Here is a 24487-nt window from a genome sequence, read left to right on the forward strand (position 1 = left end):
CCCCCTTCGCAGGAGCCTAAGCAGTTGCGGGGTGGGCGCCGCCCCTTCGCAGGAGCCTAAGCAGTTGCGGTGGTGAGGTGGCCGGCGTCGAGGTGCCAGACCGCGTGGGCCACCTCGGCGACCTCGGGGTCGTGGGTCGCCAGCAGGACGATCCCGCCACGTCGGGCGACGCCCTGGAGCAGCGCGACCACCCGCTCCCGGGTGTCGTGATCGAGCTCGGAGGTGGGCTCGTCGGCGAGGAGGACCACGCCCCCTTCGTCCAGACGAAAGGAGGCGAGGGCCAGTCCGCGGGCGACGGCCACCCGCTGGCGCTGACCGCCGGACAGCTCCTCGGCGAGGTGGCTGCCGTGCTCCCCCAGACCGACCGCGGCGAGCGCCTCGTCGGCCCGCCTGGTCGCATCGCCGCCGGCCGTCCCGGCCGCCAGGAGCGGGACGGCGACGTTGTCGCGGGCCGTGAGCACCTCCGCCAGGGCGCTGCCCTGCGGGATGAGCACGGCGCCCGCGGCCCGGGCCGACTCCTCGTCGCCGAGGGTCCGCGCTCCCAGGGAGACCGTGCCCTCGGTCCGGGCCTGTGCGAGCAGGCCCCCGACGGCCCACAGCAGCGAGGTCTTCCCCGCACCGGAGTGCCCGGTGACCGCGGTGACCTCACCGGCGCGGGCGGTCGCGTCAACGTCACCCAGCGCACGCACGTCGCCGTAGACCACCCCGAGCCCCTCGATCACGAGGTCCGCGGGTGCCGGTCCCGTGGCGGTCCCGCGACGCGTGGGCGCGCTCATGCCTCCTCCTCGCCGGGCATCAGCAGCCACTGCCCGCCCTCGTCCCGGTGCACCCGAACCAGCGTCCCCGGTGGGAAGGCGTCCAACGCCGGTGCCGGCAGGGGCAGCGAGCCGTCCGCGGCGACGACGGAGTACTCCTCCCCGCTGCGACCCTCACCCCCGACGCGCCCGTCCCGGATGGTCACCGTGCGCGGGAAGGCCCGCGCGACGTCCGGGTCGTGGGTGACGACGACGACCGTCGTGCCGAGCGTGCGGCCCACCTCGGCGAGGGCGTCGAGGACGACGTCGCGGGACTCGTGGTCGAGCTGGCTCGTCGGCTCGTCCCCGAGGAGCAGGCCGGGTCCGCCGGCGAGGGCGACGCCGAGTGCGCCCAGCTGCTGCTGCCCGGGCGTGAGCCGCTCGAGCTTCTCGTCGGCCACGTCGCCCAGCCCGAGGAGGGCGACGAGCTCGTCCACGGCCGGGACCGCCCGGCCGCTCCGGCGGGCCGGCTGCTGCGCGAAGTCGATGTTCCCCCGGATGCTCAGCCACGGCAGGTGGTTGCGCTCGGCGCCCTGCAGGAGGATGCCGACGTCACCGGCGCGGAAGGCGTCGATCTCGCCCTCCGTCATCGCCGACAGCTCGTGCTCCCCGACGTGGATGCGCCCCGCGCTCGGCCGCAGCAGACCGCCGAGGAGCGCAAGCAGCGTCGACTTCCCCGCGCCGCTCGGGCCGAGCAGCGCGATCCGCTCCCCTGCCGCGACGGTGAGGTCGACCCCGGAGAGTGCCGCCACGTCGTGGCCCTCGGCGCGGTAGATGTGCACCAGTCCGTGGGTGCGCACCGGCAGCCCGGTCATGACGCCTCACCCCGGACGGCGGCGGGGTGGACCCGCCGCGCCACCACGGCGGCGATGGCCAGGGCGAGGACGAGCAGCACGACGGCGACCCCGGCCGTGGCAGCGAGCACGGCGGGCCACGCCGGTGAGAGGTCGAGCCGGGGAACCGCCGCCGGCTCGGTGAAGAAGGGGATCGACGGCAGTGCGATCCGTGCCCCGACGAGGGCGGACCCGGCCCCGAGCAGCACCCCGACGGCGACGCCGGCCACGTGCTCCGTGCGCAGGGCGCGGGCGATGTCGCGGTGCCGCACGCCGCTGATCCGCAGGGCCGCGAGGTCGCGGACGGCGGCCCGCCACCCGGTGACGGCGAGGATCACCAGCACGAGCGCGGCGAGGAGCACGGCGAGGACGCCACCGATGAGGGCCAGCTGCAGGCCCCAACCGGAGGCGGACTCGTCGAACGCCCGGTCGGCCTCCTGCGTCGTCGCGATGGAGCGGACGGTCACGCCGTCGTCGGCGAGCACCTCGCGGACTCGCTCCAGGGCGGCGGGAGAGGCATCGGCGAGCCAGATCCGGCTCTCGGCGCGGGTCGCCAGCTCCCCGCTGACGCGGGCCAGGGCGGGAAGGGAGAGCAGCACCCCCGGTCGGTCACGGACGGCAAAGCCGTCACGTGCTGGTCGACCTCGACCTGCGTCTGGCCGCCTGCGACGTCGATGACCTCGCTCACGTCGCCGACCGCGAGATCGTCGGTCGAGGCGATGGCCGGAAGGGGGTGGGGCACGTCGGTCACGGACGTCGAGACGTCCGCCCCGTCCGCCGCGCCGACGTCGAGGCGCAGCGTGTCCCCCTTCGTGCTCGCATCGACACCGAGGCCGCTCTCGTCGCGGGTGGAGCTCCACGTGCCCTCGCCGGTCACGGGGAGCGGCTCACCCCCGACGGTCAGGTCGGTCACGCTGACGGTGCCGTGCACCTGCGAGCCGGTCGACCCGGAGACGGCCAGGGTCAGGCCGGCCAGCCGGCAGTGATCGGAGCAGAAGAGGGAGGTGTCGACCTCGGTGCGCCCCTGGGACTTCGGGCCGAGGGTCGCCAGGGCGGTGGAGCGCCGACTGCCCTCCGGGGTGGTCATCTCCACGCGCAGCTCCGGTGGCTCGCTGCTGTCGCGGTCCTCGAGGTCCCACTCGACCGTGGCCCTCGTCGGACCGGCCGGCAGGATGATCGGCTCCTGCTCGGGGAGCGCGAGCACGTCGAGGTCGGCCGCGGTCACGGTCGACGGGTGCGCCACTCCCGGCAGTCGGTCCGGGTCGACGGCGATCGTCGCCGCCGACGTCTCGTTGTGGGGGCGGATCACGGCCACGGGGGCGGCCTCGATGCCGGCCTTCTCGAGGGTCTCCGCCGCGGCCATGAGCGCCGGCGCGGTGGCCGTGCTGACGGACGCGACCGCGGGCGCCCCCGTCTCGAGCTGGGCCCGGGCGACCCGGTTGTGGTCGGCGACCACCACCGCGTCGGCGCCGAAGATCGCGATGGCCGAGGCCACGGTCGTCACGACGAGCACCCGCCGCGCGGCCGGACGCCGACCGATACCGCGGCCGGAGATGACCGCGGCGACCCGTCCCCGGCGCACGGCTGCACGGGCCCGGCGCGCGGCGATCCACGGGACGAGTCGTGCCGCGAGCACCCCGACGGCGATGGCGAGCAGGGTCGGCGTCGCCAGCGCGGCCGGGCCGCTGAGGGCCCCGGTCGCCAGCCCACCGACACCGAGGAGGGCGAGGACGACGACGACCACGTCGATGACGACCGAGCTGCCGGCGGACCGTGGCCGCACGGAGCGCAGGAGGTCGTTGACCGGCTCACGCAGCACCGGGCGGGCGGCGAGGTGGACCGCCAGCACGGAGACGGCGAGCGCCCCCACGAGCCACGGGAGCACGCTGACGGGGACCTCGAAGGGCATCCCGCTCGGCAGCAACGCCGCTCGCACGACCGCAGCGAGGCCGAGAGCGCCGGCGAAGCCGAGGGGAAGACCGAGCAGCACCGGGATCGTGAGCTCCGCCAGCAGCAGCCGCCGGGCACCGGAGCGCGAGCGCCCGCGCAGGCGGGCCAGGGCGACGTCGTGCCGCCGCTGGTCCACGGCCGCCTGGGCGACGAGGAAGAGGACGAGGACGGACAGCAGCGCGAGCTGGACCATCACGAAGGGGACGATGACCGCCGTCTGGGCGCGGCCGGTGCTGATCCCGTCGACGAGCTGCCGGGCGGAGTCGTCCACCCGCAGCTCGGGGTGCTCCTCGCCGAGCTGCGTCGCCGCGGCGACGGCCCGCGGCATCGACTCGAGGGTGGCCGCATCGGCATCGAGCGGCAGGACCACGCTCGCGACGGCCCGCGGCAGGGTGTCCCTGAACGTCGCCTCGGCCGTGAGGAAGTCGTCGACGGCCGGCACGTGGTCCATGTCCCCCTGCGGCACCCCCGACTTGCCGTCCGGGCGATCCCCGAGCCAGTAACCGGGAGCCTCCTGCGCCACCTCGTAGACGCCGACGACGGTCAGCTCGACGGGCGGCGGGTCGGGCTCGAACCGCGTGTACTTCTCCTGGCCGATCTCGAAGGTCGTCCCGGGCTGCCACCCCCAGGCCTTCGCGTCCGCGCCGGAGACGACGATCTCGCCGGCCGCCGACGGGCAGTCGCCCTCGATCTCGAGGTGGTCGCACACCCCGGTGCGGGAGCGCAGCACCATGGGCGAGGGCTTCTTGCCCTCCTGCGGGACGACCGTGGTGCCGTGCCGCATGGCCTCGATCGGCTCCTCGGACACCCTCGTCAGGTCACGTGGGAGGAGCTCGGTGACCTCGGAGGGCATCGTCGTGCGCTCCTCGGACGTGCGGCCCCGGGTGATGGCCGTGGCGGCCGCGACGGGACCGGCCTCCTCGACGGCGACCCGCAGCAGACCCTGGTCGACGCTGCGGGCGAAGACGGGGGCGAAGACCGCGCACGTGGCCACCAGTGCCGACACGAGGGCAAGGGCGATGACCTGCCCTGTGCGGTGCCGCAACGCTGCCCACATCGACGTGGCCCCCTTCCGTGCCGCGGGCAACCCTATGCAGTCGGCACATGATCCGTGGAGCGGCGCGCCACTCCGGTTGTCCGCCGGTCGATGTATTCCGGCGTCCTCGCACCCGCCGGAATACATCGACCCAGCCACATGGGGACGCGAAGGGGGGCGGCTCGGTCAGTCCCCCAGCTCTGCTCCCATCGCCCGGCCCGCGGAGCGACCGGAGAAGATGCACCCGCCGAGGAAGGTCCCCTCGAGAGCGCGGTAGCCGTGGACGCCGCCGCCTCCGAAGCCGGAGGCCTCGCCCGCGGCGTACAGCCCGCGCACCGGCTCGCCGTCGTGGCCGAGGACCCGGCCGGACAGGTCGGTCTCGAAGCCGCCGAGGGTCTTGCGGGAGAGGATGTGCAGCTTCACGCCGACGAGCGGGCCCTTCTTCGGGTCCTGCAGCTTGTGCGGCGGGTAGGCGCGCTTGGAGATCTTGTCCCCGATGTAGGACCGGGCCACGCGCATGGCCGCGATCTGCGCGTCCTTGGAGTAGGCGTTGTCGAGCTGGCCGTCGCGCTCGTCGAGCTGGCGCTTGACGTGGGCGACGTCGAGGGCCGGCTCGCCCTCCTCGAGGAGACCGTTCATCCTCTCCACGAGCTCCTCGGCGGTGTCGGCCATGACGAAGTCCGCACCCTTGTCCAGGAAGTCCTGCATCGACGGGGTGACATCGGCCAGCGACCGCTTGCGCAGGACCCCCCGGACGTCCTTGCCGGTGAGGTCGGCGTTCTGCTCCGAGCCGGACAGGGCGAACTCCTTGCCTGCGACCGAGCGGTTGGTCACGAACCAGCTGTGGTCGTGGCCGGAGCGGCGCAGGTGGGCGAGCGTGCCCAGGGTGTCGAAGCCGGGCAGGAGCGGCGCGGGCAGGCGGTCGCCGTTCGCGTCGAGCCACATCGAGCTGGGTCCGGGGAGGATGCGGATGCCGTGACCGGGCCAGATCGGGTCCCAGTTGCGGATGCCCTCGACGTAGTGCCACATCCGGTCGCGGTTGATCAGCCGGCCCCCGGCCTCCTGGGTGATCGCGATCATCCGCCCGTCGACGTGGGCGGGGACGCCGGTGACCATGCGCTTCGGCGGGGTGCCGAGGCGCTCGGGCCAGTTCTCGCGGACGAGGTCGTGGTTGCCGCCGATGCCGCCCGAGGCGACGAGGACGACGGGCGCCCGCAGCTCGAACCCACCCTTCGGGTCGCGGTTGGTCGCCACCCCCCGCTCGGCGCGGTCCTCGGCGAGATGCACCCCGCGGATCCCGGTGACGGCACCCCCTTCGACGATCAGCTCGTCCACGCGGTGGCGGTGCGCGTAGGTGACCAGCCCGCGCTCGCGGGCCTCCTCCACCCGCCGGGCGAAGGGGGCGACGACCCCCGGTCCCGTACCCCACGTGATGTGGAAGCGGGGCACGGAGTTGCCATGACCGTGCGCCGAGCCGTCACCGCGCTCGGCCCATCCGACGATCGGGAACCAGCGCATCCCCTGCTCGTGCAGCCACGAGCGCTTCTCGCCCCCGGCGAAGTCCAGGTAGGCCTTCGCCCACTCGCGCGGCCAGTGGTCCTCGTCGCGGTCGAAGCCGGCGGTGTTCATCCAGTCGGAGTACGCGAGCTCGGCCGAGTCCTTGATGCCCAGGTGGCGCTGCTCGGGGCTGTCGACGAAGAACAGCCCGCCGAAGGACCAGTGCGCCTGCCCCCCGAGGTTGGCCTCGCTCTCTTGGTCGACGAGCAGCACCCTGCGCCCCGCGTCGGTGAGCTCGGCAGCGGCAACGAGTCCGGCGAGCCCGTGGCCCACGACAATGGCATCAGCATCCATGGGGTGACACTAAACTCATTACTGTCGGGTAGCAATGTCGCCGGACCGCGCGCTGACATCGTCCCCGCAGGCGGGGGAGACTGGGTCATGGACGCGGCCCGGTTCGAGACCTTCGGCATCTCCCACCTGGTGATGATCGGCGTCTTCCTCGCGGGGATCTGGCCGATGGTGCTTCTCGGCAAACTCACCCGACACCGGCCCCGGCAGGTCAGTCGCTGGCTCGCGGTGGGCCTCGTCGCCGCCGTCCTGCCGCTGCAGGTGCTCGACCACCTGCCCGGCAACTTCCAGCTCGGTGTGAGCCTGCCGCTGCAGCTCTGCGACCTGGCCGCGGCCGTCACGGTCGTCGCGCTGTGGACCCGGCGCCACACCATCGTCTGCGTCACCTACCTGTGGGGGCTCCTGCTCGCCCCCCAGGCCCTGCTCACCCCGGCGCTGTCGGCCGCCTTCCCCGATCCACGGTTCCTCGCCTTCTGGGCGATGCACATCTTCGTCGTCTGGGCCGCGGTTTTCCTGACCTTCGGCCTGGGGCACCGACCGGACTGGCGCGGCTACCGACGCACGGTACTCATCACCGCCACGTGGATGATCCTGATGTACCCGACGAACGTGCTGCTCGGGACGAACTACGGTTTCGTCAACCGCAAGCCGTCGACAGGGTCGATCCTCGACCTCTTCGGCCCGTGGCCGATCTACCTCCTGGTCGAGGTCGTCCTCGTGGCCACCGTGTGGGCCCTGATGACCTGGCCGTGGACCCGGCGACGGCCAGTCGAGAGCCCGGCGCCCGCCATCGAGCAGAGGTGACCGGCCGGCGAACGGGAGGACCTGCGCGAGCCGAGCCACCACCTTCGGGCTGGCCTGACCACGCTCCATCGGGTGCGCGACCTACAGTGACCCCGTGCGATGGACAGCAGCTCTCCGTCCCGCCGCGGCGGCCCTCCTCGTCGCAGCGGCGAGCCTCACCGGTGGGGCGACCGTGTCGGCGCTGTGGCCGGTCCCCGTGGAGACCGACTACTACGCCGCCGACGTGCGCCTGTCCCCCTCCTGGGGGCAGCACTCGACCATCGGCAGCGACACGGTCGTCGGCAGCGTCTCCGCCGAGTTCGCCGGATTCGCGCCGGGGGTCCGCGTCGAGCCGCGGATCAAGCCGGAGATCACCGAGCTGGTCGAGTCCGGCAACCTCGGCCTGTCCACGCTCGCCCTCGACGACGCCGACCGGGAGCGCCTGATCCGGGAGGCGGCCATTGGGGTCGGTCTGCGCTTCCTCGGCGGCGCCGTCCTCGGGACGGGCCTGGTGGTCCTCGGCGCCGGCCTCTACCGACGGGGCCTCCCCGGCCGCCGCCAGGTCATCGGCAGCGTCCTCGTCACCGCCGTCACGTGCGCCGGTGTCGGGGTCGCCGCACAGCGCTCCTACACGCCCGAGCGGCTCGAGGCGCTGCACTCCACCGGTCTGCTGGAGATGGCCGTCGCCAACCGCGGGATCCTCGGCGACGTGCGCACGCGCGCCGACCAGGCCACCCCGTACGTGCGCAACCTGCTCGCGCTCTCCAACGCCGTCCAGGCCGAGTACGCGCCCGCCGAGATCCCCGACGAGAGCGCGCTGAAGGTGCTGCTCGTCTCCGACATCCACGCGGCCAACCAGTACGCCCTGATGCGCACGATCGTGCAGGAGCAGGGGATCGACGTCGTCATCGACTCCGGCGACCTGATCAACTTCAGCCAGGTCGTCGAGGCGCGGCTGACCAACCTCTACCAGGGCATCGCCTCCCTCGGGGTCCCCTACGTCTTCGTCCGGGGCAACCACGACGCCATCTCCCCCGACGACACCGCCCTGCTCGACCGCCTGGCCGAGCTGGACAACGTCGTCCTGCTCGAGCCGCAGCCCGGCGACTACCAGCAGGTGACCGTCGGGGGCCTGCGCATCGCGGGCTTCAACGACCCGCGCACCTTCGGCAACCCGGCGAGCGAGGAGATGGCCCAGCGGGAGCGGGAGGCCCGTGACGCGTGGGTCGAGGCCCTCGGCGACGGGCGGGTGCCCGACCTGACCGTCGCGCACAACCCGATCTCCCTCGAGGACGCCCCGGGGCGCCTGCGGATCAACGGCCACATGCACGTCCCGGAGGTCGACGGCAACCGCATCCAGGTCGGCACCTTCACCGGCGCCGGGACGTTGCGCCACTTCACGTGGAACACCGACGGCGAGCTCCTCGGTCAGCCGAGTGCCTTCGACGTGCTCACCTTCGACTCGGAGTGCCGGGCCGGGCGGCTGACGCGTTACGAGTACCGCGCCGTCATCGAGGGACAGCCCAGCTTCGACTCCGTGTCGGTGCTCAACGCCGGCCGGATCGCCGAGGAGCCGCAGGAGGGACGCACCTGCGGCGGCGACTCGGTGGCGGTGGAGCCGTTCCCGACCCCGTGACCCACCCCCTTCGCCCCGGTCGCGGCCTGCTCAGCAAGACGAACCCCCGCTCCGCAAGGGTCTCGGACTCCCGCGAAGCGGGGGTTTCTCGGGTGACCCGATAATCGTGGTGCACCCCGACCGGGCTCAGATGCGCGGGAACACCGGCGGGTGGACCTTGGCCATCTGCTCGAGCACCCGCACGACCTGGCAGGAGTAACCGAACTCGTTGTCGTACCAGACGTAGAGGATGCAGCGATCGCCGGCGGTGATCGTCGCGCGCCCGTCGACGATGCCCGCGTGGCGGTTGCCCACGAAGTCGGTGGAGACGACCTCGGGGCTGTCGACGAAGTCCAGCTGCTTGTGCATCTCGCCGTACAGCGAGGTCTGCCGGAGGTAGTCGTTGAGGGCGTCGACCTCGACGGGCGTCTTCAGCGTGAGGTTGAGGATGGCCATCGAGACGTTCGGGGTGGGCACGCGGATCGCGTTGCCGGTGAGCAGGCCCTCGAGCTCGGGCAGCGCCTTGGCCACGGCCTTGGCGGCGCCGGTCTCGGTGAGCACCATGTTCAGGGCGGCGGAGCGGCCGCGGCGCTCGCCCTTGTGGAAGTTGTCGGTGAGGTTCTGGTCGTTGGTGAAGGAGTGGACCGTCTCGATGTGCCCGCCGACGATGCCGTACTCGTCGTTGACGGCCTTGAGCGTCGGGACGATCGCGTTCGTCGTGCAGGACGCGGCGGAGACCACGCGGTCGTCGTCGCCGATCATCGCGTCGTTGATGCCCGTGACGATGTTGGGCACCGAGCCCTTGCCCGGGGCGGTGAGCAGCACCCGGGAGACGCCGGGGCACTGCAGGTGCTGGGACAGGCCCTCCTCGTCGCGCCACCGACCGGTGTTGTCGACGACGATCGCGTCGGAGATGCCGTACTGCGTGTAGTCGACCGTGGTCGGGTCGTCGGAGTAGATGACCTGGATGAGGGTCCCGTTGGCCAGGATCGTGTTCTTCTCCTCGTCGACAGTGAGCGTGCCGTCGAAGGAGCCGTGCACGGAGTCGCGGCGCAGCAGACTGGCACGCTTGACGAGGTCGTTGGCGGCACCCTTGCGCACGACGACGGCGCGCAGCCGCAGACCGTGCCCGGCACCGGCGTGCTCGATGAGGATGCGCGCCAGGAGCCGCCCGATGCGCCCGAAGCCGTAGAGGACGACGTCGGTGGTCCCCTGCCCCTCGCCGTCGCCCCCACCGATGACATCGGCGAGCTCGCCGCGCAGGAAGTCCTCGAGGGGCACGTCGTCGCCGGTCTCCAGACGACGCCTGTGCAGGCGCGCGATGTCCACCGACGCGGGACCGAGGTCGAGGGTCGCCAGGGCCTGCAGCACCGGGAGGGTGTCGTCCACCGTCATCTCGACGTCGACGCGACGCGTGAACCGGTGGGCCTTGAGGATGTCCGTCGGCGACTGGCCGAGGAGCGTGCGCCCGTGGATCGAGGTGACCACGCCGTTCTCCCGGTAGAGGCGTCCCACCAGGGGGATCATGGCCTCCGCCTTGGCCTGCCGGTCGGCCCAGTCGGACAGGTGGTCGTCAGCGGTGGTGCTCGTCTGGTGCATCGTCGTCATGGGGCCCGAGAATAGCCGCGGGCCGGGCCCGATCCGTCCTCGGGTCAGTTCCCGGACGACGGCCGGGCGAAGGGGGGCCGACCCCGTCAGTGGGGGGTCGTCACCGTGAAGAGCGCCTGCTGCTTGGGCGCCCCGTTGCAGGTGAGGACGTGGGCCTCGCTCATCGTGCGGGTCACCAGACGGCTGTGGAGGGAGCCGCCCAGGTCGACGTCCACGCGCCACGTGCCCGAGCCGAGGTCGGTGGAGGTCGGCTCGGCGACGTCCGCGAGCCGGGCGCCCGGCACCGCGCCGAGCACATCGTGCACGGCCACCTGGACGACCGGGGCCCAGCAGCTGCGGCCGCGCCAGCGCTCGAGGTCGACCCGGCCGTCGAAGTGGTCCAGGACCACCCGCGGGGCGCTGCCGCCGTCGAGCTGGCCGTACATCGAGCCCTCGGGCAGCAGGGCGGTGTTGCCGGCGAAGCGGTCCCCGCCGAGGTGGGTCGTCTCCCAGACGGCACCGGGCAGGGCGTCGTCGAGCACGGCCGCCACGACCCGCCCGTCGATGGCGCAGCAGACGTCCTTGCGGGCGTGCGTGCACACGAGGACGAGGGGCTCCTCGGTCGGGTCGGGCAGGTCGTCGAAGCGTCCGGCGAGCTCGACGAGGTCCTGGGGCGTCCGCCAGGTGGAGCGGCCGATGAGGCCGCGCCGCACGTCGACGAGGAAGACCGGCTGCAACCCGTCCGCCTCGACGAGCGGGCCCTCGAGCCGGCCGTGCCGCCGCACCAGCTGCAGGCGGGCGCCGAAGCGGTTCAGCTCGGCGGACAGCTCCCCGGCCACCTCGGTCAACGGGTCGGCCTCGATGGGCTTCGCCGGCCACGGCCCGGAGTGTCCGACGACGAACCAGTAGGGGGCGGGCACCGCCGTCCCGACGGGCACGTCCCCTCGCTCGCGGGCGGCGAGCGAGCACCGGAAGCGGGAGTCGGCGGGAGTGCTCACGAGATCGACCCTAAACCGGCGCCCGGGAGCCCGCGCAGGGTCCCCACTCCGGCGAGCAGCAGTCGGCGGGCGAGCGCGTCACCGAGGTCGACGGACTCGCCGTCGAGCCAGCGGCCCACGATGCGCGCCTCCTCCTCGTCCAGCCGCAGTCGTCCGGCCCGGGAGATGAGCAGGGGCGCGTCGCCGGAGTGCTCGATCCGTGCCGCGAGGTGCGGCCGCGGACGCAGGCGCTCGCCCAGCGCCTCGTCGGCGGCGGCCACGCTCGCGACCGGGGGGACCGGCGCGGGTCGTTGGCCTGCCCGGTGGCGTGCCGCCAGGGCGCGGGCCACCCGGTGCGCGTCGACGTCGGCCAGGGCGTCGAGGAGCGCGGTGCGCACCTGCTCCACCTCCTCCCCGATGGCGTCCGCATCACCGACGTCCACCCCGGGCGGCAGGGAGGTGCGCTGCTCCGCTCGGGCGAGGACCTCCCTTCGTGCCTGGTCGAGGAGGGCCTCGGCGAGGTGTCCGCGGTGCCACACGTGCACCCCGACGGTCACGTGCGTGCTCACCCCACCCAGCGCGGTGGCGGCGTGGAGCCAGCCGCGCGGGACGTAGAGGGTGTCGCCCGGGCGCAGGGTGACCTCGAGGTGGGGGCGGTCCGACGCGACGTCGGCGATCGCCTCGGCGCGCTCCTGCCACGGTTGGTCGCGAAGGGGGTGGGTCAGCACCGGCGGGTACAGGCGCCACTGCTTCTCCCCCGCGATCTGCAGGACGAAGACGTCGTGGACGTCGTAGTGCGCGGAGAAACCGGTGCTCTGCGCGGGGGTGACATAGGCGTTGACCTGCACCGGGTGCCCGAGGTCGGCGGCGAGCTGCTGCGAGAAGTCCAGCAGGGGCGGATGCGTGCGGTGCAGCCCCTGCAGGACGAGGGTGTGACCCTCGGCGAAGAGACGCAGCAGGGCGGTGTCGTCGAGCTGGTCGCTGATCGCCGCGCCGACTCCCCCACCGCGGGTGAAGTCGGCGTCGGGCAGCGTCCGCCCGTCCCGTGCCACCCGCAGGAAGGGGGTGCGCAGCCCGCGGCGGGAGAGCAGGTCGTCCACGTCGTCGGTGCCGAGCAGATCGGCGAAGGGGGTCGGCAGGGCCGCCGCAGGCACGTGCCGGGGCTCCCGGCCCCAGATCTGCGCCAGCTGGTCCGGGTCGAGGTCGGTGATGCGACGGAGACCGGTGCACCGCGTCGATGCACCGGTCCCGGGGGTGTCGTTCACTCAGGCACTGCCGTCGGCGCCACCGTCACCGGCAGCACCATCGGCGCCACCGTCGCCAGCAGCACCGTCAGCACCGCCGTCGCCAGCAGCACCGTCAGCACCGCCGTCGCCAGCAGCACCATCGGCGCCACCATCACCGGCACCACCGTCAGCACCGCCGTCGCCAGCAGCACCATCGGCGCCACCGTCACCAGCACCACCACCGGCGCCGCCGTCACCGGCACCACCGTCAGCGCCGCCGTCACCGGCTCCACCATCGGCGCCGCCGTCACCACCGGCAGTGAGCGGCTGATCAGTCGGCATCCCACCGATCGTGTCGTCGGACAGGTCCGGAGTGTCCTGCGGAGGCTGCGTCATGGTGCTTCTCCTTCTGCTCTCGGCGGACGGTACGGATGCACCGTCGTCACCCCCATGTCTACCCACGCGACGCCCCCGGCAAAAGCCCCGGGAGCCCTTGGTCCGCAAAGGGCCTGTCCGGCAACGACTACTGTCGTGTCATGACTTCCCCCTCCGACCGGCGCGAGTACGACATCGTCCTCGTCGGCGCGACCGGTTTCGTCGGACGCCTCACGGCGGCCCATCTGCGCGACCACGCGCCCGAAGGCATGCGCATCGCGCTCGCCGGGCGCTCCCGGCCCAAGCTCGACGCCGTCGCGGCCGAGCTGGGCGGCCCCGCCGCATCGTGGCCCCGGCTGATCATCGACGTCAACGACCCTGCAGCCTGTGCCGACGTCGCCCGCGCCACCCGCGTGCTCGTCACCACCGTCGGGCCCTACGCCAAGTACGGCTACGAGCTGGTCAAGGCCTGCGCGGTGGCCGGCACCCACTACGCGGACCTGACCGGCGAGGTCCTCTTCGTCCGCGACACGAGCGAGGCCTTCCACGATGTCGCCCACCGCAGCGGAGCCCGGATCGTCCACTCCTGCGGCTTCGACTCCATCCCCTCTGACCTCGGGGTCCTCGAGACCGCGCGGGTGGCCGCCGAGGAGGGCGCCGGGGAGCTGACCGACACGGTCCTCTACGTGCGCAGCCTCAAGGGCGGTCTCTCCGGCGGGACCATCGACTCGATGCGCCAGCAGGCGATCGCCGCACGCGAGTCCCTCGAGGCGCGCCGCGCGATGACCGACCCCTACGGGCTCAGCCCCGACCGTGCCGCCGAGCCGACCCGCGCCGAGCGGGCCGAGGTCGGGATGGAGGAGGCCCCTCAGGGACGGCTGAGGCGCTTCGGTTCCCGTCTGCCCGTGCGCCGCACGGACGACGGCCACTGGACCGGCCCCTTCGTCATGGCCTCGTACAACACGCGCGTCGTGCGCCGCAGCAACGCCCTCCTGGACTGGCGGTACGGCCGGGCCTTCCGCTACCACGAGGTGAGCGACTTCGGGACGCGCCGGTCCGCCCCCTTCGCCGCCACCGGCATGACCGCCGGGCTGCTCGGCCTCGTCGGCGGCATGTCCTTCAGGCCGACCCGGGCGCTCCTGGCCAAGGCACTCCCGTCACCGGGCGAGGGCCCCGACGAGGAGTCGCGGGCGAACGGGCGCTTCCGGATGGAGGTCATCGCCACGACGACGAGCGGCGAGCGCTACGCGACCACCGTCGCGGCCGACGCCGACCCCGGCTACAGCGGCACGGCGATCATGCTCGGGCAGTCGGCCCTGAGCCTCGCCGAGGACGACCTCACGAGCGAAGGGGGCGTGCTCACCCCCGCGGTCGCGCTCGGCTCCGCGCTCGTGGGCCGCCTGCGCGAGCACGACTTCGTCATCGAGACCCACCGCGTGGTCTGACCGCGCATGACGCGCTGGCCAGCGGGTACCGGTCGACCATGATCGGATTCCTCGTCGCCGGACTCATCATCGGCGCCCTCGCTCGGCTCATCAAGCCGGGGAAGCAGAACCTGGGCATCCTGGCCACGCTCGGCCTGGGACTGGTCGGCTCACTGATCGGTGGCCTCATCGCCCAGTTCTTCGGCACCGGCAGCATCTGGGAGCTCAACGTCCTCGGCTTCGTCCTCGCCGTGATCTCCGCCGTGCTCCTCATCGGCGTCGCGGAGTCGATGGTGGGTGGGCGCAGGGCACGCCACTGAGGCCCGCCCGGATCCCACCCCGCGCTCAGCCGTCGAGGCGGGCCCGGGGCACCGGGTCGTCCGTGCCCTCGAGGCGCACGTCGCGGTGCCACGACTCGGTGCGGTACCGCGTGGACCACCCCATCGACTCGTAGAGACCGTCGGCTCCGGTGGGGCTGTCCGCGTCGACCTCGAGGGAGACGCGGTTGCGGCCGCGCCGGGCGGTGTCGGCGAGGACCGTGTGCAGCAGCGCCTTGGCCACACCGCGCCCGCGCGCCAGGCGGTGGACGCCGATGTAGTCGATGTAGGTGCCCTCGGCCCCGCTCTCGTCGGGCGGCAGCACGAGCGCCGCGACGGCGCCCCCGGGGACCCACTGGCCGTCGACGTCGATGTCGGCGATCCACCAGTGGTCCCAGCGGTGGCCGGGAGCCTCGCGCAGCCGGGCGAGGAACTCCGGGAAGGACTCCCGGTAGGAGTTGAAGTGGTCCGCGAAGGACTCCTCGATCATCCGGTAGACCGACTGCAGGTCGGCCGCCACCGGGGTCCCGTCCTCGCGCTTGGCGATCCGACGGGCGACGACGCCCTCACGACGGTGGGTCTCGACGAGGTACTCGTCGCGCGGCTGGCGGTCCCGGGTCATCTGCAGCCAGGTGCGGGCGAGGCGGTAGCCGGCGGGCTCGAGCAACGAGCGCAGCCGGTCGTCGGCCTCGTGCACGGAGACGTCGAGCCGGGTGCCGCCGAGCCCCCGTCCGCGCGCGATGGCCAGGGCCACCCGCTCGGCCCAGCCGAGCAGGATGCGGGCGAGGTGCTGCTCCTGCTCGCGGCTGAGCTCGGGGTCGGCGGTGAGGTCGACATTCGTCCGTCCGGCGGCGCGGTCGTGGACCCTGGCCCACACGCGGATGCGCCCCTCGGGGTCGAGCACGACGACCTGGCGGCGGGTCCAGGCGCCCTGCCCGACGGCCTCACCGGCGACGACGTCCGACTCGACGGTGCCCGAGCCCTCGACCTCGTGCTTCTCCGCGAGGACGAGGTCGACGATCTCCTCGACGTCGCCCTCCTCCGGCGCGCGGCTCGTCCAGCCCCCGGGCAGCCCCTGCGGGACGATCGGGAGGAAGCCGGCTTGCGCATCCTCCGTCATCGCACGACCTTCCGGCTGCGCGGCAGGTACTCGGGCGCCCGACCCCTGACATTGGCCTGGCGGGCACGCTGGGTGTTCGGACCGAAGAGCAGCCCCAGCTGCTCGATGCGCTCCTGCGCGAACGTCGCCCGTGGGCCCTTGTGCCACGTGCCGTCGAAGAGGCGCTTGGTGCTGGCGAGCGCGTCCGGCGAGCGCTCGGACAGCTGGGCGGCCAACGCCGTCGCGGTGGCGACGGGGTCGAGCGCCAGGTCGGTGACCAGGCCGAGCTCCTTGGCCCGCTCCCCGGAGAACTTCTCCGCCGTCATCGTCAGCTTCTTGGCGACGTCGATGCCGACGAGCTGGGAGAGGGCGTGCACGCCCGACATGTCCGGGATGATCCCCCACTTGCCCTCGAGGACCGACCAGGTCGCCTCGGGGTGGGAGATGCGGAAGTCGGCCGCGAGTGCGATCTGCAGGCCACCACCGAGGCAGTGGCCGTCCACGGCGGCGATGACGGGGACCGGGATGCGACGCAGCGCCCACGCCGCTTCCTGGAAGGTGTTGGTCCCACGCCACGGGCGGGGGACGAATCGGGAGAAGATCCCCTTCTGGTCCTGCATCGCCGAGCCGAAGTCGAGCCCGGCGCAGAAGGAGTCGCCCTCCCCCGAGACGATGACCGCGCGCAGGCGACGGTCGGCGCGCAGCCTGTGGGCCGTCGCCGCCAGGTCGTCGAGCATCTCCAGGGTGAGCGCGTTGAGCTTGTCGGGCCGGGCCAGGCGCAGGTGCGCGACACCGTCCTCGATCGTGGTCGTGACGTGGCGAGGCATGCGCCCCAGTTTAGGTGTCCGCGATCGCGGCGAGGAGTTCCGTCAGGATCTGGGCGGTCTCGGCGGCGGTCTCGGACGACCCGGAGACGAGGACACCGTTGCCGTCCACGACGCCCACGCACTGGTGGTTCGCGCTGGTGCTCAGCTTGCCGCAGGTGATGTCCCCGTGCTTGGAGGTGTCCTCCCAGATCCGGTCGTAGAAGCCGTCGACCTGGTCGCGGGGGATGGCGACGACACTCAGCGCCTCGTCATCGCCCTTCCGGTAGATCGCCAGGGTGTCAGTAGCGCTGTCGCTCTTGGTCCACTCGCCGAAGGAGTCCGGGAAGGCCACCGACGGGATCGCTCCGGTGGTGGACGGGGGCGAGGACGTCGGCGAGGCCGCGGTGGAGCTGGTGTCCGGGGAGGTGCTCGTCGTGCTGCTGGCGCTGCTCGAGGACGAGGTGGTGCTCGAGGTGGTCGTGCTCGACGTGGTCGAGGTGGTCGAGGAGGTCGACGTGCTGCTCGTGCTGCTCGTGCTGCTCGGGGCGGACGTGGCCTCCGAGGACGGGCTCGTCACCGACTCCGTCGCACCGCTGTCGTCGTCGTCCCTGGCCACCAAGAAGCCCCCGATGCAGCACAGGAGGACCACGACGAGCACGATGCCGCCGGCGATCCCGACGATGACCCCGGTGGTGAGCCCCTTGCGCGGGGGCGGCTGCGGGTCCGGCCGCTCCTCGTGCCACGACCCACCGGGCGGCTGCCCACCGCCCCATCCGCCGGAGGGCGGGGTCGGGGTGGAACCGGTGGGTGGGTACGCCATGACATGCATGGTCACACAGGACGCGACGCGTCGGTGGCACCTCCCTGTGCCGGTGCCGCGTGTCCACCGGCCGACATGACGACGCAGGCGGGACTCTCCCCTGCTGAGTCCCACCTGCGTCTGCCGTGACCCCCCTGCGAGCCACGGGCCGGTGGTGGCGGGCGATTCCCCTGTCGCCTGCCTCCACACCACAACCTATGGCCCAGGTCATGAGGAGGTCGATGGGGAGAATTACCCATGTCCTCCGGGGGTTCCCCGGAGGGTGCGAGGGGGGGGCGCGGCCCCCTGGGGGCACCGCGGTCGTCAGTTGCTCTCGAGGAGCGCCTTGAGCCGCTGGAGGGTCCCGGCCATGCCCTCCGTGAGCTCACGGTCGAAGTCGGCGACGCCGCCGAGGACCCTCTCCTGCAGGAGGCGCGAGACCTTCGTCGTGCCATTCGGGGCCTCGCGGCGGTGGACCACCCGGGTGCCGGTGTCCGTCGGCTCCATCTCGAAGGACCAGGTGCTCGCGTTGTCCTTGATGCGGAAGGCGTAGTCGCGCATCGGCTCGAAGCGCACGACCTTCGCCCGGGTCGGCCACACGAGCGGGCCCCGGCGGTTGATGTTGACCGTACGGGTGCCGAGCCCGACCGGTGCGGAGCCGACGACGTGGGTGCGCATCACCTGGTCGCTGAGGCCCCCCAGCGCGCGCGGGTCGGTGATCACGGCCCACACGGCCTCCGGCGGTGCGGCGATCTCGGTCTCTGTCTCGAGCAGCGGTGCGTTCATGGTGGTCATGCGTCGACCCTATGCACGGACCCCGCTCCACGGGGGGTGGTCGTGACCGGCCCCACCACCGTGGAGCGGTGGGTCCGTGCACGTCGAGCGATGCCACGAGGACACCGACGCTGGGGGAGGATGTGCGGCGTGCCCCTCCCTTCGCCCTCCCCGGTCGACCGTGGTCGACCGACCGCCCTCGCACTGGCGGTCCTCGTGCTCGGCGGCATCGGGATCGGGACCACCGAGTTCGTGACCATGGGGCTGCTCCCGGAGATCGCCGAGGGCATCGACACCTCGATCCCCCGGGCCGGGCACACCATCTCCGCGTACGCCATCGGCGTGGTCGTCGGCGCTCCCACGATCGCGGTGCTCGGCAACCGGCTGCCGCGGCGGGAGCTGCTCGTGGCGCTGATGCTGCTCTTCGCGCTGGGCAACGCCGCGAGCGCCCTCGCCCCCGGCTACGGCACGCTCATGCTCTCCCGCCTCCTCGCCGGGATCCCGCACGGCGCCTTCTTCGGCATCGCCTCGATCGTCGCCTTCGACATCGTCGCGCCCGGCCGCGGCGGGTGGGCGGTCAGCCGGATCATGCTCGGCATCCCCATCGCCAACGTCGCCGGCGTGCCCCTGGCGACCTGGTTGGGGCAGCAGGCCGGCTGGCGCTCGGCGTACTGGCTCGTCGCGGCCATCGGCCTGCTCACCGCGGTACTCGTCGGCCTCCTCGTGCCCCACCAGCCGGGCGATCGGGAGGCGCGGATGCGCAGCGAGCTCGCCGCCTTCCTCGACTCGCAGGTCTGGCTGACCCTGCTCATCGGGGCCATCGGCTTCGGCGGTGTCTTCGCGATGTACTCCTACATCTCCCCGATCCTGCGCAACCAGACCGGGCTGCCCGCGGACGCCGTCCCGATCTACCTCTTCGTCTACGGCATCGGCGGGTTGCTCGGCACGATCGTCGCCGGGCGCCTCGTCGACCGCTCGGTGCTGCACACCCTCGTGTGGTCGACGGTCGCGACGGGGGCGAGCCTGGCCGCCTTCGCGTGGGCCGCCGACTCGGCGATCCCCGCCGGCATCGTCCTGCTCCTCGTGTGCATCTCCGTCTCGGCCTTCGTCCTCGCGCTCCAGCTGCGGCTGATGGAGGTCGCCGGCAGGGCGCGCACCCTCGGCGCCGCCGGCAACCACGCCGCGCTGAACATCGCCAACGCCCTCGGCGCGTGGCTCGGTGGCGTCGTTCTCGCCGCCGGGTGGGGTTGGCGCGCACCGTCACTCGTCGGCGCCGGCCTCTCCCTCGCGGGACTGGTCATCCTGCTTCTCTCGCTACGGATCCACCGCGGCCGCACCACCCTCGACTGAGCCTCCCCCCTTCGCAACTGCTTAGGCTCCTGCGACACCTTGGTCGCAACTGCTTAGGCTCTTGCGAGACCCTCCTCGCAACTGCTTGGGCTCCCGCGCGATCCCGGGCGGCGCTCCCCCATGGCGCAGAGGCAGAATGCGCGCATGACCCATCCCGACATCAGGCCCGCGACCCCTGCCGACCTGCCGGACATCCTGCGGCTCGTCCGGGAGCTCGCCGTCTACGAGAGGGAGCCGGACGCCGTCGAGGCGACCGAGGCGGACTTCGCGGCCGTCCTCTTCCCCTCCGAGGGCACTCCGACGGCCTTCTGCCACGTCGTCGAGGCGGATGAGGAAGGGGGCCGTCGCGTCGTCGGAATGGCGCTGTGGTTCCTCACCTTCTCCACCTGGACGGGGCAGCAGGGCATCCACCTCGAGGACCTCTTCGTCGAGCCGGAGCACCGCGGGTCCGGCCTCGGCAAGGCGCTGCTGCTGCACCTCGCGCAGATCGCCACGGAGCGCGGGTACCGCAGGGTGGAGTGGACGGTGCTGCGGTGGAACGAACCGGCCATCGCCTTCTACGAGTCGCTCGGTGCGACGCCGCAGGTCGAGTGGGAGACCTACCGCCTCGACGGGGACGCGTTGACGCGTGTGGGCGCGCCGACGCCTACCGTGGCGGGATGACCCGCGAGAAGACCGTCTCCCACAGCGTCGTCATCGACGCCGACCCCCGGGCCGTCTACGCGGCCGTCAGCGACATCACCCAGATGGGTCGGTGGAGCCCGGAGAACCTCGGCGGCACCATCGAGCACGCAGCCGATCGCCCCGACGGGCTCACGGTCGGCACATCCTTCGTCGGCGCCAACCGCCGCGGCAAGGCGGAGTGGGTCACCGGGTGCGTCGTCACCGCCGCCGACCCGGGCCGACGCTTCACCTTCCGCGTGCACCGCATCGGTCTGCGCACGCCCCGGGTCCGGGCGAGGATCGCCACCTGGGACTACCGCTTCGAGTCCGTCGAGGAGGGGACCCGCGTCACCGAGACGTGGACCGACGACCGACCGTGGCCGGACGGTGTGGCACTGCTCTTCGACAAGGCCGCCACCGGCGGGAGCACCTTCGCGCAGTTCCAGACGAAGAACATCCGACGCACCCTCGACCGGCTGAAGAGCGAGCTCGAGGCCGATCACCGGACGGACCCCGCGCAGGGCTGAACCCCCTTCGCGTCCCGGGTCGGGTGGCCCCGCACCACGCGGGCGGCACCCTCTCCCGCCCGCGACGAACTGCGGTCGCGACCGCGCAGCGGAACCGCTGCGGACGCGCGGCGCCGTCGGTGCCATAGTGGGCGGGTTGCAGACGCCGCAAGGAGGCCACCGGTGATTCAGTACGTCCACATGTTCAGCGACGGCGACAGGGACCAGAAGGACCTGCTCGGCGGCAAGGGAGCCAACCTCGCCGAGATGGTGAAGCTGGGGCTACCCGTCCCGCCGGGCTTCACGATCACGACCGAGGCGTGCCGCGCCTACCTGTCCGAGGGACGCGTCCCGCCGGAGGTCCGCGTCGAGGTCACCCAGCGTCTGCGCGATGTCGAGGACCTCATCGGCCGCACCCTCGGCGACTCCGAGGAGCCGCTCCTGCTCTCGGTGCGCTCCGGTGCGAAGTTCTCCATGCCCGGGATGATGGACACCGTCCTCAACGTCGGCCTCAACGACGACACCGTGCACTCGCTGGCCTCCTTCTCCGGTGACGAGCGCTTCGCCTGGGACTCCTACCGCCGCCTGATCCAGATGTTCGGCAAGACCGTGCTGGACGTCGACTCCGAGAAGTTCTCCGACGTCCTCGACCGGCACAAGGAGGAGGCGGGCGTCACCGCCGACGTCGACCTCACCGCCGACCACCTCAAGCAGATCGTCGCCGAGTACAAGCAGATCGTCCAGGACGAGACCGGCGCCCCCTTCCCGCAGACGCCGCGCCGCCAGGTCGACCTGGCCATCGAGGCCGTCTTCCGCAGCTGGAACACCGAGCGGGCCAGCCTCTACCGCCGCCGCGAGCGCATCCCGGACGACCTCGGCACCGCCGTCAACGTCCAGGCCATGGTCTTCGGCAACCTCGGCGACACCTCCGGCACCGGCGTCTGCTTCACCCGCGACCCCTCCTCCGGCCACTCCGGCATCTACGGCGACTACCTGCCCAACGCGCAGGGAGAGGACGTCGTCGCCGGCATCCGCAACACCCTCGCGCTCACCGACCTCGAGGACCGCGACCCCTCCGTCTACCGCGAGCTGCGCACCGCGATGCGCCGCCTGGAGACGCACTACCGGGACCTTTGCGACATCGAATTCACCGTCGAGCGCGGCCGACTATGGATGCTGCAGACCCGCGTGGGCAAGCGCACCGCCGGCGCCGCCTTTCGCGTCGCGACCCAGCTGGTCGACGAGGACCTCATCACCATGGACGAGGCGCTCGAGCGGGTCACCGGTGAGCAGCTCAACCAGCTGCTCTTCCCGCAGTTCGACCGCGACGCCGAGCGCAGCCTCATCGCCGTCGGCATGGGCGCCTCGCCCGGTGCCGCCGTCGGCCGCGTCGCCTTCGACAACGCCAGCGCGGAGGCCGCCCAGGCCGGCGGTGACTCCGTGATCCTCGTGCGCCGGGAGACCTCCCCCGAGGACCTGCCCGGCATGATCGCCGCCGCCGGTGTCCTCACCGCCCGGGGCGGCAAGACCTCGCACGCGGCCGTCGTCGCCCGGGGCATGGGCAAGTGCGCGGTCGTCGGCGCCGAGGACCTCGTCGTCGACGTCGCCAAGAAGCAGATCCGCGTCGGCGAGCACGTCATCAACGAGGGCGACACGCTCGCCATCGACGGCAAGACCGGCGAGGTCTTCCTCGGTGACGTCCACGTCATCGACTCCCCCGTCATGACCTACATCTCCGAGGGCATCGACGCCGCGCTGGCGATCGCCGACGACGACGAGACCAAGGAGCTCATCGACGCCGTCGACCGGCTGCTCACCCACGCAGACGCGCGCCGTCGCCTGCGGGTGCGCGCCAACGCCGACACCGGCGCGGACGCCCAGCGCGCCCGCGACCGCGGCGCCGAGGGCATCGGCCTGTGCCGCACCGAGCACCAGTTCCTCGGGGACCGTCGTCACCAGATCGAGCGGGTCGTCCTGGCCGACACCGATGAGGAGCGCGACGCCGCCCTGGCGGAGCTGCTGCAGCCGCAGATCGCGGACTTCGTCGACCTGCTCACCGCGATGGACGGGCTCCCGACGACGATCCGGCTCATCGACCCGCCGCTGCACGAGTTCCTCCCCGACCTGACCGACCTCACCGTCAAGGTCGCGCTGGCCGAGGAGCGCGGCGAGACCGGCGAGGAGGTCGACCGGGCCCGCAAGCTGCTCGACGCCGTCCGCCAGATGCACGAGGCCAACCCGATGCTCGGCCTGCGCGGCGTGCGCCTCGGGCTGAAGATCCCGGGTCTCTTCGCGCTGCAGGTCCGAGCAATCGCCGAGGCCGTCGTGCGGCTGCGCGAGGAGGGCAAGGACCCCCAGCCGGAGATCATGGTCCCGCTCATCGGCTCCAACCGTGAGCTGGTCATCGTCCGCGCACAGGCGGAGAAGATCATCGCCGAGGTAGCCGAGGCGCACAACCAGTCCCTGGACCTGCCGATCGGCTGCATGATCGAGCTGCCGCGTGCGGCCCTGACGGCCAACCGCATCGCCCAGACGGCGGAGTTCATCTCCTTCGGCACCAACGACCTGACCCAGACGACGTGGGGCTTCTCCCGCGATGACGTCGAGACGGCGTTCTTCCCCAAGTACCTGGAGAACGGCGTGCTGACGATCTCCCCCTTCGAGACCCTCGACGCCCTCGGTGTCGGCGAGCTCGTGCGCATCGGCGTGGAGAAGGGCCGGGACACCAACCCCGACCTCAAGGCCGGTGTCTGCGGTGAGCACGGTGGCGACCCCGAGTCGATCCACTTCTTCCACAACGCAGGGCTGGACTACGTCAGCTGCTCGCCCTTCCGCGTGCCCGTCGCGCGCCTCGAGGCCGGCCGGGCGGTGGTCCTCACCGACGACGTGGGGACGAAGTAGTCGGGTCGCCGCACCTGCCTCCTGATTATCGGGTCACCCGATAAACCCCCGGTTCGCACGAGTTTCTTACTCAGGCGAACCGGGGGAAAGTCCAGCTGAGTCGCGCGGAACGGGGCAGTTCGCGCCCCGAGCCACATGACGAAGGGGGCTGCGCACCGTGCGGTGCGCAGCCCCCTTCGTCGATGGTCGGGTCAGACCCGGCCGGTCATGGCGAGAAGCAGGAAGACCAGGATCGCCGTCAGGACGACGGTGCCCAGAACCGCGCCGAGGACCGCGGTGCCACGCAGCAGGGTCCGCGGGCGCCACGCGGGACGGACGAACATGCTCTCGCTGGGATCGCGTGCGGGCACCCGTACCGTCAGCCGCACCGAGACCGCGACGACGACTGCGGGGACGAGGACCACCGGCACGAGCGGGATCGTCCCGGTCGACTCCTGCGTGAGCAGTTGGCTCCCCCAGGACCAGCCGTTGCCGCGCGTCGTCGTCACCCACGCCGACCTCACGACCAGCCAGGTCAGCAGGCCCGTCACCGGCACCAGGAGGACGGCCGCGACGAACCGAGCCCACCCCAGCCGACGCCACGCGCACCACGTCACGATCCACAGCCCGTGGACGAGGACGACTGCCGCGCACACGAGCACCACCCGGGTCCCTGCAACGGGATCCCAGTCGGCCGGGTCCATACCGAAGCCGCCGAGTGCCGCCCAGAGGGCCGCGGCCGCGAGGACGAAGGCGAGGCCGGCCCCGGCGGCGATGACGGCGATCGGTCTGAACACCTGCACGCCGATGACCCTAGCCGCGGCAATCCGATCGAACACGACGAA

The 24487-nt window shown here is 72.5% G+C and carries 22 protein-coding genes; 8 read left to right on the forward strand and 14 right to left on the reverse strand.

Annotated features, from left to right (window positions below):
- Positions 1-56: 56 nt before the first annotated feature.
- The 5 genes from PVE36_RS14440 to PVE36_RS14460 all read right to left on the reverse strand — a co-directional run bounded on the left by PVE36_RS14440 (position 57) and on the right by PVE36_RS14460 (position 6464).
- Complete coding sequence (locus PVE36_RS14440; RefSeq protein WP_277453307.1) at positions 57-776, reverse strand: ATP-binding cassette domain-containing protein; 720 nt, start codon at positions 774-776, stop codon at positions 57-59.
- Positions 773-1609: an ATP-binding cassette domain-containing protein gene (locus PVE36_RS14445; protein WP_277453308.1), complete on the reverse strand. Its 837-nt coding sequence runs from the start codon at positions 1607-1609 to the stop codon at positions 773-775. The genes PVE36_RS14440 and PVE36_RS14445 overlap by 4 nt, the downstream gene beginning before the upstream one ends.
- A complete protein-coding gene (locus PVE36_RS14450) occupies positions 1606-2112 on the reverse strand; it encodes an FtsX-like permease family protein (protein ID WP_277453309.1) in 507 nt (168 codons plus the stop codon). The genes PVE36_RS14445 and PVE36_RS14450 overlap by 4 nt, the downstream gene beginning before the upstream one ends.
- Positions 2091-4622, reverse strand: a complete 2532-nt coding sequence (locus PVE36_RS14455) for an FtsX-like permease family protein (RefSeq protein ID WP_277453310.1) — start codon at positions 4620-4622, stop codon at positions 2091-2093. The genes PVE36_RS14450 and PVE36_RS14455 overlap by 22 nt, the downstream gene beginning before the upstream one ends.
- A gap of 177 nt (positions 4623-4799) precedes the next feature.
- Positions 4800-6464 carry an FAD-binding dehydrogenase gene (locus PVE36_RS14460; protein WP_277453311.1) on the reverse strand — a complete coding sequence of 555 codons (1665 nt, stop codon included), beginning with the start codon at positions 6462-6464 and terminating at the stop codon, positions 4800-4802.
- An 87-nt stretch (positions 6465-6551) separates the two neighbouring features.
- Between PVE36_RS14460 and PVE36_RS14465 the strand changes: the two genes are divergently transcribed.
- A complete protein-coding gene (locus tag PVE36_RS14465) occupies positions 6552-7265 on the forward strand; it encodes a TIGR02206 family membrane protein (protein ID WP_277453312.1) in 714 nt (237 codons plus the stop codon).
- Between the two features lie 94 nt (positions 7266-7359).
- Positions 7360-8880, forward strand: a complete 1521-nt coding sequence (locus tag PVE36_RS14470) for a metallophosphoesterase (protein WP_277453313.1) — start codon at positions 7360-7362, stop codon at positions 8878-8880.
- A 126-nt stretch (positions 8881-9006) separates the two neighbouring features.
- Here the strand turns inward: PVE36_RS14470 and PVE36_RS14475 are convergent, their stop codons facing one another.
- The 4 genes from PVE36_RS14475 to PVE36_RS14490 all read right to left on the reverse strand — a co-directional run bounded on the left by PVE36_RS14475 (position 9007) and on the right by PVE36_RS14490 (position 12996).
- Positions 9007-10467 carry a glyceraldehyde-3-phosphate dehydrogenase gene (locus PVE36_RS14475; RefSeq protein ID WP_277453316.1) on the reverse strand — a complete coding sequence of 487 codons (1461 nt, stop codon included), beginning with the start codon at positions 10465-10467 and terminating at the stop codon, positions 9007-9009.
- Between the two features lie 86 nt (positions 10468-10553).
- Positions 10554-11444: a sucrase ferredoxin gene (locus PVE36_RS14480; protein WP_277453318.1), complete on the reverse strand. Its 891-nt coding sequence runs from the start codon at positions 11442-11444 to the stop codon at positions 10554-10556.
- Positions 11441-12688, reverse strand: coding sequence for a cupin domain-containing protein (locus tag PVE36_RS14485; protein WP_277453319.1), 1248 nt, complete (start codon positions 12686-12688; stop codon positions 11441-11443). The genes PVE36_RS14480 and PVE36_RS14485 overlap by 4 nt, the downstream gene beginning before the upstream one ends.
- Positions 12685-12996, reverse strand: a complete 312-nt coding sequence (locus PVE36_RS14490; RefSeq protein ID WP_277453320.1) for a hypothetical protein — start codon at positions 12994-12996, stop codon at positions 12685-12687. The genes PVE36_RS14485 and PVE36_RS14490 overlap by 4 nt, the downstream gene beginning before the upstream one ends.
- A 189-nt stretch (positions 12997-13185) precedes the next feature.
- On the opposite strand from PVE36_RS14490, the gene PVE36_RS14495 reads away from it, so the two are divergent.
- Together PVE36_RS14495 and PVE36_RS14500 are read left to right on the forward strand one after the other, a co-directional pair.
- Positions 13186-14469: a saccharopine dehydrogenase NADP-binding domain-containing protein gene (locus PVE36_RS14495; protein WP_277453323.1), complete on the forward strand. Its 1284-nt coding sequence runs from the start codon at positions 13186-13188 to the stop codon at positions 14467-14469.
- A gap of 38 nt (positions 14470-14507) precedes the next feature.
- Entirely contained in the window at positions 14508-14768 is a 261-nt protein-coding gene (locus PVE36_RS14500) for a hypothetical protein (protein ID WP_277453325.1), read from the forward strand.
- 25 nt (positions 14769-14793) lie between these two features.
- Here the strand turns inward: PVE36_RS14500 and PVE36_RS14505 are convergent, their stop codons facing one another.
- The 4 genes from PVE36_RS14505 to PVE36_RS14520 all read right to left on the reverse strand — a co-directional run bounded on the left by PVE36_RS14505 (position 14794) and on the right by PVE36_RS14520 (position 18264).
- Complete coding sequence (locus PVE36_RS14505) at positions 14794-15885, reverse strand: GNAT family N-acetyltransferase (protein WP_277453326.1); 1092 nt, start codon at positions 15883-15885, stop codon at positions 14794-14796.
- Positions 15882-16691: a crotonase/enoyl-CoA hydratase family protein gene (locus PVE36_RS14510; protein WP_277453327.1), complete on the reverse strand. Its 810-nt coding sequence runs from the start codon at positions 16689-16691 to the stop codon at positions 15882-15884. The genes PVE36_RS14505 and PVE36_RS14510 overlap by 4 nt, the downstream gene beginning before the upstream one ends.
- Positions 16692-16701: 10 nt before the next feature.
- Positions 16702-17490, reverse strand: a complete 789-nt coding sequence (locus tag PVE36_RS14515; protein ID WP_277453328.1) for a hypothetical protein — start codon at positions 17488-17490, stop codon at positions 16702-16704.
- A 303-nt stretch (positions 17491-17793) separates the two neighbouring features.
- Positions 17794-18264, reverse strand: coding sequence for an SRPBCC family protein (locus tag PVE36_RS14520; RefSeq protein ID WP_277453329.1), 471 nt, complete (start codon positions 18262-18264; stop codon positions 17794-17796).
- Positions 18265-18393: 129 nt separating this feature from the next.
- Between PVE36_RS14520 and PVE36_RS14525 the strand changes: the two genes are divergently transcribed.
- The 4 genes from PVE36_RS14525 (at position 18394) to ppdK (ending at position 23663) form a co-directional block, all read left to right on the forward strand.
- Positions 18394-19593, forward strand: a complete 1200-nt coding sequence (locus PVE36_RS14525; RefSeq protein ID WP_277453331.1) for an MFS transporter — start codon at positions 18394-18396, stop codon at positions 19591-19593.
- A gap of 120 nt (positions 19594-19713) precedes the next feature.
- Positions 19714-20256 (forward strand): GNAT family N-acetyltransferase, encoded by a 543-nt coding sequence (locus PVE36_RS14530; RefSeq protein ID WP_277453333.1) that lies wholly within the window; start codon positions 19714-19716, stop codon positions 20254-20256.
- The gene (locus PVE36_RS14535) at positions 20253-20783 is read left to right on the forward strand and encodes an SRPBCC family protein (protein WP_277453334.1); all 531 of its coding nucleotides are present in this window, start codon (positions 20253-20255) and stop codon (positions 20781-20783) included. Before PVE36_RS14530 ends, PVE36_RS14535 begins: the two co-directional genes overlap by 4 nt.
- 162 nt (positions 20784-20945) lie before the next feature.
- Entirely contained in the window at positions 20946-23663 is a 2718-nt protein-coding gene (gene ppdK, locus PVE36_RS14540) for a pyruvate, phosphate dikinase (protein ID WP_277453335.1), read from the forward strand.
- Between the two features lie 191 nt (positions 23664-23854).
- On the opposite strand, the gene PVE36_RS14545 is transcribed toward ppdK, so the two are convergent.
- Positions 23855-24445 (reverse strand): hypothetical protein, encoded by a 591-nt coding sequence (locus PVE36_RS14545; protein WP_277453336.1) that lies wholly within the window; start codon positions 24443-24445, stop codon positions 23855-23857.
- Positions 24446-24487 lie beyond the last annotated feature (42 nt).

The organism is Janibacter sp. DB-40 (genome assembly GCF_029510815.1).
Lineage (GTDB): Bacteria > Actinomycetota > Actinomycetes > Actinomycetales > Dermatophilaceae > Janibacter.

Bases quoted from the DNA above. Each gene is read 5' to 3' on its own strand.
- PVE36_RS14440 (WP_277453307.1), bottom strand. From the start codon at position 776: ATGAGCGCGCCCACGCGTCGCGGGACCGCCACGGGACCGGCACCCGCG.
- PVE36_RS14445 (WP_277453308.1), bottom strand. From the start codon at position 1,609: ATGACCGGGCTGCCGGTGCGCACCCACGGACTGGTGCACATCTACCGC.
- PVE36_RS14460 (WP_277453311.1), bottom strand. From the start codon at position 6,464: ATGGATGCTGATGCCATTGTCGTGGGCCACGGGCTCGCCGGACTCGTT.
- PVE36_RS14465 (WP_277453312.1), top strand. From the start codon at position 6,552: ATGGACGCGGCCCGGTTCGAGACCTTCGGCATCTCCCACCTGGTGATG.
- PVE36_RS14475 (WP_277453316.1), bottom strand. From the start codon at position 10,467: ATGACGACGATGCACCAGACGAGCACCACCGCTGACGACCACCTGTCC.
- PVE36_RS14495 (WP_277453323.1), top strand. From the start codon at position 13,186: ATGACTTCCCCCTCCGACCGGCGCGAGTACGACATCGTCCTCGTCGGC.
- PVE36_RS14500 (WP_277453325.1), top strand. From the start codon at position 14,508: ATGATCGGATTCCTCGTCGCCGGACTCATCATCGGCGCCCTCGCTCGG.
- PVE36_RS14505 (WP_277453326.1), bottom strand. From the start codon at position 15,885: ATGACGGAGGATGCGCAAGCCGGCTTCCTCCCGATCGTCCCGCAGGGG.
- PVE36_RS14510 (WP_277453327.1), bottom strand. From the start codon at position 16,691: ATGCCTCGCCACGTCACGACCACGATCGAGGACGGTGTCGCGCACCTG.
- PVE36_RS14515 (WP_277453328.1), bottom strand. From the start codon at position 17,490: ATGGCGTACCCACCCACCGGTTCCACCCCGACCCCGCCCTCCGGCGGA.
- PVE36_RS14520 (WP_277453329.1), bottom strand. From the start codon at position 18,264: ATGACCACCATGAACGCACCGCTGCTCGAGACAGAGACCGAGATCGCC.
- PVE36_RS14530 (WP_277453333.1), top strand. From the start codon at position 19,714: ATGGCGCAGAGGCAGAATGCGCGCATGACCCATCCCGACATCAGGCCC.
- PVE36_RS14535 (WP_277453334.1), top strand. From the start codon at position 20,253: ATGACCCGCGAGAAGACCGTCTCCCACAGCGTCGTCATCGACGCCGAC.